Here is a 12,083-nt window from a genome sequence, read left to right as displayed (position 1 = left end):
CCCCGGACGCCCCTCGAGATTTCTTCGATGGGGCGCGTCACTATCGACGAGTTGCGGACTCTCTACATCGAAGGCCTGTCGTCGGGCCGGAGGATCGGCTCGCGAGGAGTCGATGCAGGAGTGAGGATGACATGCGCAACCCCGAGACATCGCCCGAAGGATCCGCTCTCGACCCGGATGAGCCGGACGAGCGCACGATCGACCGGCGAAGGGTGCGCCCCAGCGCGGCGTGGAACCTATCCGTGATCACCGCGGTCGCCGCGGCCGACGACGCTGCGAAGGCGGCCGCAGAAGCCGCCGCGATCCCCGCGACCGTCACGCGGCCTCAAGACACGATGCCCCACCGCACTGCTCATGACCCCCGCCCGCACGATCACCCGCGTCGTATCCTGCGCAAAGGGGCCGCACAGACACGCGGCTAGCGGTCGGGAATCACCACATGCAGGTCCACGGAGAGCCCCGGCACGCTGATGTTCGACGTCGCGCTGACGGCACAGTCTGAGCCGCTCTGCACCACGACACCCGCGACAGCCGTGACAGCCGGGACACCCGCGACACCCGCGGAAGCCATCGCAGGCCCGGCCGGCGCCGTGAGCCCGGCCTGCACCGCCGATCCGACCTGCACCACCGATTCAGCCTGCACCACCGATTGAGCCTGCACGGCGAACGTCCCCGCAGCGACCGCATCGAGCGGCGACGCCACCGAAACCGCCCCGGACGCGCTCGCCGACGGATCCACGGAGGAGAACACCCCTGCGACGGAGACCGTCGCGACGACTGGCACGCCCGTCTGCAGTGGTGCCGTCACCGAAATGCGTGCGTCCGGCACGGTCACCGGGGCCGGCTCGGCGGCCGGAGCCGGTTCCGCCCCGGAAACGGGTGCGACCGGCACCGTCACCGGGGCTGGTTCGGGTGCCGGATCCGGAGCAGCCGCGATGGGGGCACGCGCAGGCGCCGTCTCGACAACGGGATCCGGAGCCGCGTCGACGGCCGGATCCGCCCCGGCCTCGACAGGAGCAGGAGCCTCGATCCCCGCCGCTTCGGCGGACGAGGACGGTCCCGGCGACGGCGACGGCGTCGCCCGCGCAGGCGCGGGCGAGGCGCGGAGGGCATCCGCCGGCGGTGCGACCGCCGGCGCCGCCGTGAGCAGCGTCGTCGCCACGAGACCTCCGACCGTTGCCGCGGTGACGCCGCCCGCGAACAACCACGCGAGCACGCCCACTCCCGCGGTGGTCGTGGCCGCGGCGGCCGATCCGGCGCTCAGCGACGCACTGATCGGAACCCCTGCACCGACCGCACCGAGCAGCACCGCAGACAGCGCCCCGCCCTGGGCCCGCGCGACGGAGGCGTGCATGCCCCGGAGCAGGTCCGCGCAGAGCATGCACGTGACAAGGTGCGCGGCGACCTCCGCGGCGAGAGCAGCATTCCGGGGGTGCGCCACATGCTGCGGCAGCAGCCGGGCGACATGCGCAGCGTCGCCGCGCAACCCCGTGGGAACCTGCCTGAGCAGCCACTGATACCTCATGCCGGCGCGGGCCCGACGCTGCAGCGCCGACACCGCGTTCGGTTTGATGCCGAGCTCGCGCGCGATCACCGGACGCGCCGCCTGGTCCACCTCGGAGAGCCAGAGCACGCGCTGCCAGCGGTCGGGAAGTGATCCGAAGGCGGCGAGGACCTCCGCCGAGCCGGACTCGCGCTCGACATGACGGAGCCCGTCGCGAGTGTCGACCTGATCGACGTCCTCGGCGTCGAGAACGCGACCGGCATCCGCGTGCCACCGCGCGGAGGTGTTGCGGATCACCGTCTTGAGGTAGGCGCGGAAGGACGATTCCGGCCCGTTGCCCTTGGTTCTCAGCTGCTGGTAGATCGCGAGGAAGGACTCCGAGACGAGATCCTCCGCCCGCGACCAGTACAGGCGCCTGGCATAACGGAGAGCCGCGTCGTAGTGCCGGTGCCACAGGCGCTCCCAGGCGCCGCCGTCACCGTCTCGCACAGCGCGGAGCAGCTCCGCATCGCTGCGATCGTCGTGCATGCTCGCTCCCCCGAAAGACGTCGGACCTATGATCAGTCTGTCATCCCCCGCCGGAACCCCGAAGAGCGGCGCCCTGTCGCGTCCGCACCGCACCGCACCCCGCGACCGCGCTCAGGCGACACCGGGCCCAGACATAGCCGAGCCTCAGCCCATCGACCTACGCTCGCCCGATGGCGACGCAGAACGGCGGAAGGCGACATCGCAGGCGGACGGCCGCGGAGCGCGGATATCGCACGCCGTGGATCCTCCGCGACTTCTACGGAGCGCCGGTATGGGGCATGCTCGCGGTCGCCCTGGTGATCATCGGCGTACTGGTGCTCTACCTGTCGACGCGCTAGCGGGGCACTCCGAGCAGGCCGCCCGGACGGCTGCTACCCGAGGGCCAGCAGCTCCCGCTCCGCAGCCTCCTCCGCCGCTTCAGGGCAGGCGTAGGTGCGACGGTACGCGCTCGGTGCGATCCCGACCTCGCGCGTGAAGTGGTGCCGGAACAGCGTCGCGCTGCCGAATCCGCAGGTCGCGGCGATCTCCTCGATCGAGGCGTCCGTCGTCTCGAGCGCCAGCCGCGCATGCAGCACGCGCTGGGCGGTGATCCACTGCATCGGCGTGACGCCGGTCTCCGCGACGAACCGGCGGGCGAACGTGCGGGTGGACATGTGGGCGCGCTGCGCGAGCGACGCGACCGAGTGCGTGGCGCCGAGACAATCGCTCATGTAGGCCAGGACGTCGCCCAGCGTGTCGGAGTCCGCCTGCGGCACCGGGCGCTCGATGTACTGGCGCTGCCCGCCGTCGCGCTGCGGCGGCACGACCATGTTCCGGGCGATCACATTCGCGATCGCGCTGCCGAGCTCACGGCGGACGAGGTGCAGGCTCGCGTCGATGCCCGCCGCGGTCCCGGCGCTCGTGATGAGATCACCGTCGTCCACGAACAGCACGTCGGGATCGATGCGGGCCGTCGGGTAGCGGCGCTGCAGTTCCTCGGCGTACCGCCAGTGCGTCGTGCAGGGCCTCCCGTCGAGAAGTCCGGCGGCCCCGAGGATGAAGGCACCGGAACACGCGCTCAGCAGGATCGCACCCCGTTCCGCGGCCCGGCGCAGCGCATCCAGAAGCTCGGCCGGATACTCCTCAGCAGGACGCACACGCGCCGCGGGCACCGCGATCACATCGGCGTGCTCCATGGCCTCGAGTCCGTAGGCAGGGATGACTTGCGCCCCGACCTCGGTGGTCACGGGCCGCCCGGCCTCGATCCCGCATACGCGGAAGTCGAAGGCCGGGACGTCCGAATAGACACTGCGGTCCAAACCGAACACCTCGCTGAGCAGGCCGAATTCGAACACGGCGAGCCCGTCGATCACGGGAAGAGTGACGCTCTGCAGCATGCCCCGATCATACTGGCTGGATCTTTGTGGCGAAAGTCTTTCCGCCACCTGGTGGCAGGATTCTGATGCTCGTAGCTTTGAAGCCATGACCGAGACCGCCACGACCCCCGCCCCTTTCCGGATCCCCCTGACCCGCACAGACGCGTCCCCGCGAGCCGCTGCGGACACCGCGCCGTCGCCGCAGCGACGCCCGCGCCTCACGATGCCGACGTGGCTGCCGCGACGGATCCTGCAGCGCGGCGGCGTACCCACTCGTGAGGACGAGCGCGCGCTGCACGACCTGCGGGCAGCACTCGACCGCAGCGACTGGTGACGCGCCGCCCCTGAGGCGAGGATCCGAGCCGCTGCTCAGTGCGACTCGGGCAGGGCGACTTTGAGCTTCGCCCAGGATCGGCCCTGGGTGTCCTTCAGGATGTCGTACTCCACGTCGACGTGCGGTTCGATCGCACTGTACTTGTCGTTGGGCGCCCCGATCACGAGCTGGAAACCGAGCCCCCGCCATGCGCCGATCGCCCGCTTGGTGAAATGCGCGTCGGCCTTGATCAGGGCCTCGTCCATGAACACCGGGGCATAGCGCGGACGCTCGGCGCCGGCATCGCCCAACTGGTAGCGGAGTGCGGCGCCGACGATGAATGCGATCAGCTCTTGCGACTCGCCGCCGGACTTCTCGCCGATGTGGTCGTACAGAGCCACGTGCTGCTTGGTGTCGGCCATGACCCGCTCGGCGCTCACCCGCACGTGGTTGCGCACGTCGATGAGGTCGGCGAAGTCGGGAGCGGAACGCCGCAGGTGCGCGATGAGACGGGACATCCGGCGGTAGGCCTGCTCGCGATCCTGGTCGCCGGCGGCGGTCTCGATGAGCCCTCGCACCTCGCGCAGGTCGCGACGGAAGCGCTTGCGCGCTTCGGACTGGCTCTCGCGGGTCGTGATCTGCAGGCGGTGGTGATCGTCGTAGAACGGCAGATCCTGCATGATCCGGTTGATCGGTTCGATCCGTTCCCGGATGTCCCGGAGCGCGCGGCCGAGCGCGGAGTCGAGGCTCGTCAGGTCGTTCCCGGAGAGGTGGACGAGGCTGTCCCTCCACTCGCTCTCGAGCCGGTGCAGTCCGCTCGTCTCGAGCGCTGTGAGGATGCTCTCGAAGTCGTCGACGTAGAGATCCGGATCGGCGACCAGGTTGGGGTTCTCCCAGCGCTCCAGGAATCCGCCCATCAGCCGGCGCATGCTCTCGCGCTGCTCGTGATGGGCCTCGAACGCCGACGCGCGGTCCTCGGTCAGACGGTTGCCGGCGGTCTGCAGCGTGCCGTCGAAGCGCTCCAGCAGCACCGAGGGTGCGGCCTTGGCCGACGCGGGCGAAGCGAAGCGGTCGTCGAGGTACTGCGCCTGCTCGGGGCCCACGGCGAGATCGGATCCTGCCGCMTCATCGATCAGCGCCTGCCCGGCGTCGACGTCGTCGGTGATCTCACCCCACCGCTGCTCGACCTGTTGGCGCTCGGCGATGGCCGCGCCGATCTCCTCGCGGAGTCGCCCCGCGAGCGCCTTGGCCTTCTCGATCTGCGCCGCGATCCCGGCGATGTCCGGGTTCTTCTCCGCGACCTCCGACTCGACACCACGCCAGCGCTCCTGCACGGCGAGCAGGGCGTCGACATCGACCTGGTCCCACACGACGTCCACGATCCGCGCGAAGGCCGCACGCTCGGCGTCGAATCGATCCAGCGCCGTCTCGGCGGCCGCGACCGCTGCGTCGGCGCGCTCGAGAGCGGGTCGCAGCTCCTCGGCCGCGGCCTCCAGCTCGCGCAGCCGCGCACGGTTCGAGAAGCCGAGCACGTTCGCTCGGCCGTGGCCACCGTGCGCACCCTGGTCTCCCCGCGAGACCTGACCCGTGATCGCGAGCGCCTGCTCGTGCGCCACGAGCTCTGCGGCGGAGTTCACGCAGACGAAGCCGAACCGCTCGGCCAGACGCACCTGCAGCCAGCCCGTGAACGGGCTGTCGGCGTAGTCGAGGCGACCCGGCAGCCGGTTCTCGGCTCCCCCGCCGCTCGCCCGGAGCCCGGTGTGAACGCCCTGATAGGTGAGGCGGCGCGGAGTGCGCACGCTGTCGATCGCGGTGCGGAACCGGTCGAGGTCTGCGACGTCGAGCAGCACGGTCGTCGCGAAGCCGCCGAGAGCGAGGTTGAACGCCTCGCGCCACGGCTCGTACTCGGTGCGCACCTCGATGAGCTCGCCGACGAAGGGCAGCTGGTGCGGCTCGAGCCCTGCCGCCTCGGCGAGCAGCTCCCTGGACCGGTACAGGTCGCCCGGGATGTTGCCCGAGAACGCCGTCGCCTCCTCGACCGCACGCTCGCGCTGCGCGAGCTCGGCTTTCAGACCATCCCGGGTGCGACGCGCGTCGGCCCAGGCCTCGCGCGCGCTGCCCTTGGCATCCGCGTCGCCGAGCACCGCGCGACCGCGCCCGACGAGCTTGTCGAACTCTGCCCGGCTGTGCACCTCCGCACCGAGCGCGCGCAGGTCGTCGTCGAACCTCGCACGGAGGGCCTGCGCCTCCTCGAGGCGCCGCTCGACTCCGCGCAGCTCCCGCTGCGCCGTCTCCAGCCGGTCGCCGCCGCGCTCGCGCAGCAGATCACGCAGGCCATCGTGCTCGACCTCCGCACCCTCCGCCTGCACGCGCTTCTCCCGCACGAGCACGTCGAGCACGCGCGTGCGGTCGCGGAGTTCGCCCTCGACCTCGCGCAGCAGATCCATGCGCCGCTCTGCACGCCACAGGGAGGCGACCGACGCCGGATCCTCGAACACGCCGACCTCGTCGATGAGCGTCATCCGTCCAGCCGCGGCGTCGATGCGCTGGCGCAGGTCACGGATCGGCTCGAGGGCCGCCACCTGCTGACGCGCGACCACCATGCGCTGCTTCGTGCTCTCGAGTTCGTCGAAGTGCACGACCACGGCATCCGCGGTGCGCATCGTCTCGGGCTCCTCGAGCACCAGACGCTTGTAGAGGTCGTCGACCGTGGTGATCTGCTGTCCCGCCTGGATGCGGGCGAGGAGGCTCATCGCGTTGGATCCGGATCCCGCGGCTCCGATGCCCAGAACCGAATGCAGCCGGGCCGAGAACTCGCGGTCCGTACCTACGGGCTCGAGACCTGCGGCGCGCACGGAAGCGTCGGTGAGGCGCTGCGCGGCCGCGCGCTCGAGTGCGGCCAGGTCGAACCCGGAGTTCGCCGTGGCCCGCACGCGCACGGTGTCCTCGAGCACGCGCGCACCGGCCGGGATATACCAGGCACGCACAGCCGTGAAGCGCGAGTCGTCGTGGTCGCGCCACGTCATCGCGATCGCGGTCCAGGTGTCCTCTCCGTCGCCGCGGAGCACCTGCACCTTGGTGCCCTCCTCGGTGCGCGTCTCGTCGAGCTTGCCGCGACMGTAAGACAGCACGTTGCGCTGTTCGTCCCCGCGGGGGCGTCCGGTGACGCCGCCGTTCGATGCGCCGTTGAACGGCGTCGTGTGCGGCATCATGAGCGCGATGTAGGCGTCCATGAGCGTCGACTTGCCGGATCCGGATCCGCCGCAGAGCAGGGTCGCGGCAGGAGAGAACCGCACACGATGCGGTCCCCCGTCGTAGCCGCCCCAGTTCACGAGCTGCAGATCCTCGGCGACCCACTGCTGGCCGCGGGAAGCCTCGGGGATGAGTCCGAAGAGCGTGTCGACCATCGTCATGAAAGGGCGTCCTCCAGGGCTTCCTCGGCGGCAGCGTCGTCGAGCGCGACGCCACCCGCACCGGCGCGTCGTTCCGCCGCGGTGTCGCGCAGCCAGTCGCGCAGTTCGGTGAGCTTCTCCGCACTCAGCACGACCTCGACGAGCGGACCGATCCGGAATCGGCCGGTGGTCTCCTCGCTGATGATCCCGTCGTTCGAGAGTTTTCGCATCGCATCGCGCACGGCCTTCTGACGTCGCGAGATGTCGCCGTCGGCATCGGTGAAGTAGCTGAGCACGGTCTGCTCGACGTCCTCGATGTCGATGCGCGGCGCGGCTTCGCCGGCGACGTTCTCCCGTTCGTAGACCGTGCGCAGATGCACCAGCACGAGGGTCTCGGAGCGGGTGTACGGCGTATCGCGCAGGAGGATCGGGATGTCGAGCTCGTCGATGCGGATCTGCTGCTTGTACGCCAGGCCGTGCTCGTGATCGACGATCAGCCGGATGTACAGGTCGTTGAGGCGCGATTCGATCACGGTCTGGTGGTCGAGGAGGGTGCGCCATTCGGTGCGGTTGCGGTCGGCGAGCAGGAACCGCCGGTGCAGGATCAGCGCGAGTGTGCGCCGCACCTCGGGGTCGAGCACCCCGCGGTCGCCGGGGAACAGCTCGGCGAGGTCGTCCTCCATCGCGACGGGCTCGATGAACCCGGAGGTCTCTGTGGCATCGGAGGTTTCTGTGGCATCGGAGGTCGTCATTCCTCTTCCTTCCTCGTATGCGCGGTGACGGATCCGAAAGCGAACCGCCGCGCGGTGCCGTCGGGGCGCACGGTCTCCACGATCGAGATCCCCTCGACCTCGACGAGATCGTTGCGGTGGGCGATCTCGAGCAGGCCGAGCAGGTCGACGGGGCGGCGGGTGCTCTGCTCCGCGATGGCCTGGAACGCCTCGCCGAGATCGAACGTGCCGCCGAGTCCGGCGACGTGCGCCTCGAGCTCGGCGTAGTGCGGGCCGCCCCAGGCGCGGGTGTCGGCATCGACGAACTCGACGTCCTGCCCCTGCATGCCCAGCGCCGCCGGCGTCCCAGGAGGGCGGATGTCGCCCAGCGACTGGCGCAGGTGGCCGATGCTCGCCACGGGCAGGCGGCGGAGCGGTTCCACCGGGGTCTCGGGCGTCCGCGTCTGCGTCCAGGCCTGCATCCCCGCGATGACGTCACGCAGCAGCTCGTCGACCTGGCGGTCACGGGCGGGGTCGTGCGTGCGCACCTGCCCGGCGATGACGTGCGAGGCGCGGCGCTGGGCCGTCAGCACCTCCTGCACGCCCAGTTCCATGCGGCGCCCGATCATGTCGAGCTCCGCACGCTGGGTGCCGTCGAGCAGCTGCGCGAACGGGCGCGAGAGCAGGCCGTGCAGCTGATCGGTGAGCTCGTCGATCCGCTCCGGATCCCCGATGAGCCGCAACGCGCCGGCGAACGCCTGCCCCTCGCGCGTGGACTGCATGACCTGCTGGCCGCGCAGCAGATACTCGCGCAGCACCTCCTCGGTCGGGCGCTCGTCGCGACGGAGGTCGCGGATCACGTCGCGCTGCATGGCCTTGATCGATTCCGCCACGCGCGTGAAGTCCGCGGGAAGCCCCCGCGAGAGGTGCAGCACGTTCTCGGCCTCTTCGAGCAGTTCGTCCTCCGGCACCGGATCCGCCGCACCGCTCTCGAGCGCCGCGATCTGGGCGTCGAGCGCCGCCCGCTCGGCGCGCAGGCGCCTCAGGCGTCGCGCCGGGTCGTCGTCCGCGTTCCCCGCGAGGCGCTCCACGGCCTCGAGCAGGGTGCGCACCCGAGAGTTCGAGACGCGCGCGCCACCGCCGGTGAGGTCAGCGATCTCGAGCGCGCGCACGGCGTGCGCGGTGAGTCGATAGACCTCGCTCTCGCCCTCGATCTGCTGCCCGAGCCAGCCGACCCTGACCCAGTATCGGCAGATCTCGCGGCCGGTCGTGGCGGGCAGCCGCCGGTCGCCGCCCTCATAGCCCGCCGTGCGGAGCTGATCGAGTATTTCGCCGACCTCGACGTGCGCATCGGCGACGGCCACCGTCGGCCGGTCGGCGGAGAACATCTGGCTCAGCGCCGCGACGACGAAGGGCGCGTACCGGCCGTGCAGCAGATCGAGCGTCGGCGTCTTGAACGCCGCAAGAGCGCGCAGATAGGCGCCCTCTGCTCTGCTTCCGGTCACGATCGATCCCTACGACTGTGGAACGCGACGTTCCCAAAGGCATCAGCCTATCAAGGGCGGTCGTTTCCCCGCGGCGARCCGCCTCACGCGCGATCCTTGAAGTAGCGGAAGAAGTGCGTCTCATTGACGGAGAAGGCCGACGCGGCCGTTCCGAGCAGGGCGCCGAGAAGGAAGGCTCCGGCACTGAATCCTTCCTGCCAACGCAGGTGCGTCGCATCCTCCGGTGGCGATCCGAAGGCGAGCGCGAACCCCGAGAGCCAGATCAGCACAGCCACCGGAAGGGCCCACACGAGCATTTCCACCGTGAGCTGGATCAGGATGCTCCGCTTGGCAGCCCCCGCGTGCAGGTTCGAGGCGACCTCCAGCCGCCGTGTGCGCACCGCGAGGAGCGCCGCGCCGAAACCCGCCGCGAAGACGAGCGGAACCGCGAATCGGGTGATTCTGGCGTCGAACCTCTCCTGGCCGGTGAAGGACCGCCCCAGAGTCTGATTGAGCTGCGTGATCTCGGGCGCGCCGGCGTTCGAGTCCCCACGCGAGGGCAGGACGATCTGAAGCAGCTGCGTGCGCAACTCCTCATTCTCCGGCCAGACCCTCACCCAGCATTCGTCGAAGATCCCGTTCTCCGGAACCAGGGCCAGGATCGACCAGCCGAATCCGGCGCGCCGTCCATCCAACGGGTAGTCGAAGACGCCGGCGACCCTCGCGTCATCCGCATCGATCGCGAAGCCGTCCCCCGGCGCCAGGCGCAGCATCTCTGCCACCTCGCCGGATATCAACAGACCCGAGGATGGCCCGGCGGACGCCAGCGGGAAGGACACCGTGACCTCGTACCCGGGCACGGGGCTGTTCGGCACGGCGGGGAGCGAGTACTCCTTCGCACGCTTTCGAACCGCACCGGCCTCGAGAACACCGTCCGCGCGCCGCAGCTCATCGCACGCGGCGCCATCTATGCGGCCGGGAGCGATCACGGTCACGGTGGATGCGCCCACCTGCTGATAGCGCACCGCTTCATCGATGAGGCCGCGGACCGAGAGGGCGTCCGCGAGGACCAGGCCTCCGCACACGACGAGGGCAAGAGAGAAGTACACGATCGTACGGCTGGTGCCGCTGAGGATGTTCGCGAGCGCTTCGCGAACGATGGTGGAAATCCTCATCCGCTCCCCTGCCCCGCAGCCAGGAGGGCGAGATCGACGACATCCGTGCAGGCGTCGCGCGTGCTTGCGTCGTGTGTCGCGATGACGACGATCGCTCCGTCTTTCGCCAGGGTTCGGATGGCGTCGTTGACGGTCGCGGCGGTGCTCCGATCGAGCTGAGCGGTGGGTTCGTCGATGAGTAGCAGGCGAGGAGCGGCGCTGACCGCCCGCGCCAGCATCAGCCGCTGTGCTTCTCCGCCGGACAGCGATCCGAATGGCGAGTCCGCCACATGGGCGAGTCCCAAAGCGTCCATCGTCCCCTGTGCCGTGCGACGCGCCGCGGCCGGGGAAGCACCACGGGCGAGCAGCGGATAGGCGACGAGATCGAGGGCCGATCGGCGCGGCGTTCCGGTCGGGTTCTGGAAGACCCACGACACACGACCGTCCTCTGCGGTGATGCGTCCTTCACGGGGCTGCTCCCAGCCCGCGATGAGGCTCAGAAGGGTCGATTTTCCGGATCCGGACGGACCGGTGAGCGCATACGTGCGCCCGGGCAGAAGCAGCAGGTCGAGCCCCCGGAACAGCCAGGTCCCTTCGACGAACCAGTGTCCGACGCCGTCCAGGGTCACCGGCATGACGTATCCCAGGCTGGCGCGATCTGCACTTCCTTCGGAGCTTCCGCCTCGAAGGACAGGAAGCTCTGCCCCAGCTGCGACCCGATGATGGTCACCGGGACGATGCCGCCCCGCGCAACGACGCACATCGTGCCCTCCTTTCCGCCGATGACGGAACTGGGAGGCACGCTGCTCACACCGACCGGTGTCGCCAGCGTCGCCACGGCGGCGATTCGCGCCTTGCCCTCCTCCTTCTTGGCCTCCTGGTAGGCGGAGCTCTCGAGGAGCTCGCGCTGCATTGCGGGATCCTGAATGGTCTGATCGGCGGCGACCGGATAGACCGCGCCGTTGATCGTGAGCTCGCGCTCCCCCGCGATCGCCTTCTTCGGCAGGTCCGTGATCCTGATGGAGGGCACGGCGGCTTCGACGTCGAGCAGCGCGGCGGCTGCGTCCACATGCGTCCCTCGTCCGGCCGTGCACTGGGACACCCGCGCTCCATCGACGGGGATCCACAGGAATAGAGACCGCGGAAGCGAGGTCTGAGCTGCGATTCCGCGAAGCGCAGCGATCGCCGCCAGAGTCTCCGAGCCGAGGACGCCGTCTTGTCGCACGTCGTAGCCGAGACGGGACAGCTCGGTCTGGATCGCTGCGACGTCCGCGCCCTTGTCTCCGACCACGAGGTCCCTCCACAAGGGCACCGAGGTCGCCAGGCTGATGAGCGGCTCGCCGTCTATCGAGATCAGGCTCTCTCCCGACGTGACAGGGGATCCGGCCGCGCAGGTCGACGAGGTGACCGTCCCCGCAACGGGCGAGGCCACCGAGACGGTTGCGGCCGCGATCACCTCGACGGTGACGTCCTGCGGATCCCGGAACTGCACCAGATGCACGGCCGCGTATTCGGGGTCGATAGGCTTCCTCAGCGACGGCGGCGCGGACTGATTGCCCAGCACGCCGAGCCCCCAGCCGATGCCCCCGACCAAGAGAATGCCGCCGATCACGAGCGACGCGATTCTTAGGGATCTCATCGAG

At 70.0% G+C, this 12,083-nt stretch carries 11 protein-coding genes; 3 read left to right on the top strand and 8 right to left on the bottom strand.

Features of this window, described 5'->3' with window-relative positions; translation table 11 throughout:
• Positions 1-131: 131 nt before the first annotated feature.
• A complete protein-coding gene (locus AC1DG4_RS14985; protein ID WP_477378815.1) occupies positions 132-422 on the top strand; it encodes a hypothetical protein in 291 nt (96 codons plus the stop codon).
• Here AC1DG4_RS14985 and AC1DG4_RS14980 read toward each other — a convergent pair.
• Entirely contained in the window at positions 419-2,032 is a 1,614-nt protein-coding gene (locus AC1DG4_RS14980) for an RNA polymerase sigma factor (RefSeq protein ID WP_477378813.1), read from the bottom strand. The two genes, AC1DG4_RS14985 and AC1DG4_RS14980, sit on opposite strands and share 4 nt — an antisense overlap.
• Positions 2,033-2,202: 170 nt before the next feature.
• Here AC1DG4_RS14980 and AC1DG4_RS14975 point away from each other — a divergent pair, with 170 nt between their 5' ends.
• Positions 2,203-2,370 carry a hypothetical protein gene (locus AC1DG4_RS14975; protein WP_477378812.1) on the top strand — a complete coding sequence of 56 codons (168 nt, stop codon included), beginning with the start codon at positions 2,203-2,205 and terminating at the stop codon, positions 2,368-2,370.
• 33 nt (positions 2,371-2,403) lie between these two features.
• Here AC1DG4_RS14975 and AC1DG4_RS14970 read toward each other — a convergent pair whose 3' ends face one another.
• Positions 2,404-3,408: a helix-turn-helix domain-containing protein gene (locus AC1DG4_RS14970; protein WP_477378810.1), complete on the bottom strand. Its 1,005-nt coding sequence runs from the start codon at positions 3,406-3,408 to the stop codon at positions 2,404-2,406.
• 85 nt (positions 3,409-3,493) lie between these two features.
• Here AC1DG4_RS14970 and AC1DG4_RS14965 point away from each other — a divergent pair, with 85 nt between their 5' ends.
• The gene (locus AC1DG4_RS14965) at positions 3,494-3,721 is read left to right on the top strand and encodes a hypothetical protein (protein WP_477378808.1); all 228 of its coding nucleotides are present in this window, start codon (positions 3,494-3,496) and stop codon (positions 3,719-3,721) included.
• Between the two features lie 35 nt (positions 3,722-3,756).
• Here the strand turns inward: AC1DG4_RS14965 and AC1DG4_RS14960 are convergent, their stop codons facing one another.
• From AC1DG4_RS14960 to AC1DG4_RS14935, 6 genes are all read right to left on the bottom strand, one after another.
• Positions 3,757-7,113 carry an ATP-binding protein gene (locus AC1DG4_RS14960; RefSeq protein ID WP_477421316.1) on the bottom strand — a complete coding sequence of 1,119 codons (3,357 nt, stop codon included), beginning with the start codon at positions 7,111-7,113 and terminating at the stop codon, positions 3,757-3,759.
• On the bottom strand, positions 7,110-7,844 hold the full coding sequence (locus tag AC1DG4_RS14955) for a DUF4194 domain-containing protein (protein WP_477378805.1): 735 nt from the start codon (positions 7,842-7,844) through the stop codon (positions 7,110-7,112). The genes AC1DG4_RS14960 and AC1DG4_RS14955 overlap by 4 nt, the downstream gene beginning before the upstream one ends.
• A complete protein-coding gene (locus AC1DG4_RS14950) occupies positions 7,841-9,307 on the bottom strand; it encodes a DUF3375 domain-containing protein (protein WP_477378803.1) in 1,467 nt (488 codons plus the stop codon). The genes AC1DG4_RS14955 and AC1DG4_RS14950 overlap by 4 nt, the downstream gene beginning before the upstream one ends.
• Positions 9,308-9,390: 83 nt before the next feature.
• Positions 9,391-10,461 (bottom strand): hypothetical protein, encoded by a 1,071-nt coding sequence (locus AC1DG4_RS14945; protein ID WP_477378801.1) that lies wholly within the window; start codon positions 10,459-10,461, stop codon positions 9,391-9,393.
• On the bottom strand, positions 10,458-11,075 hold the full coding sequence (locus AC1DG4_RS14940) for an ATP-binding cassette domain-containing protein (RefSeq protein ID WP_477378799.1): 618 nt from the start codon (positions 11,073-11,075) through the stop codon (positions 10,458-10,460). Before AC1DG4_RS14940 ends, AC1DG4_RS14945 begins: the two co-directional genes overlap by 4 nt.
• The gene (locus AC1DG4_RS14935) at positions 11,066-12,079 is read right to left on the bottom strand and encodes a peptidoglycan-binding domain-containing protein (protein ID WP_477378797.1); all 1,014 of its coding nucleotides are present in this window, start codon (positions 12,077-12,079) and stop codon (positions 11,066-11,068) included. Before AC1DG4_RS14935 ends, AC1DG4_RS14940 begins: the two co-directional genes overlap by 10 nt.
• Between the last annotated feature and the right edge of the window lie 4 nt (positions 12,080-12,083).

It is taken from the genome of Microbacterium sp. 05N427, assembly GCF_056397105.1.
Note: the sequence above shows the minus strand (reverse complement) of the source record. Positions and strands in the feature narration are given on the sequence as shown.

Bases quoted from the DNA above. Each gene is read 5' to 3' on its own strand.
- AC1DG4_RS14955 (WP_477378805.1), bottom strand. From the start codon at position 7,844: ATGACGACCTCCGATGCCACAGAAACCTCCGATGCCACAGAGACCTCC.
- AC1DG4_RS14935 (WP_477378797.1), bottom strand. From the start codon at position 12,079: ATGAGATCCCTAAGAATCGCGTCGCTCGTGATCGGCGGCATTCTCTTG.
- AC1DG4_RS14980 (WP_477378813.1), bottom strand. From the start codon at position 2,032: ATGCACGACGATCGCAGCGATGCGGAGCTGCTCCGCGCTGTGCGAGAC.
- AC1DG4_RS14965 (WP_477378808.1), top strand. From the start codon at position 3,494: ATGACCGAGACCGCCACGACCCCCGCCCCTTTCCGGATCCCCCTGACC.
- AC1DG4_RS14940 (WP_477378799.1), bottom strand. From the start codon at position 11,075: ATGCCGGTGACCCTGGACGGCGTCGGACACTGGTTCGTCGAAGGGACC.
- AC1DG4_RS14985 (WP_477378815.1), top strand. From the start codon at position 132: ATGCGCAACCCCGAGACATCGCCCGAAGGATCCGCTCTCGACCCGGAT.
- AC1DG4_RS14945 (WP_477378801.1), bottom strand. From the start codon at position 10,461: ATGAGGATTTCCACCATCGTTCGCGAAGCGCTCGCGAACATCCTCAGC.
- AC1DG4_RS14975 (WP_477378812.1), top strand. From the start codon at position 2,203: ATGGCGACGCAGAACGGCGGAAGGCGACATCGCAGGCGGACGGCCGCG.
- AC1DG4_RS14970 (WP_477378810.1), bottom strand. From the start codon at position 3,408: ATGCTGCAGAGCGTCACTCTTCCCGTGATCGACGGGCTCGCCGTGTTC.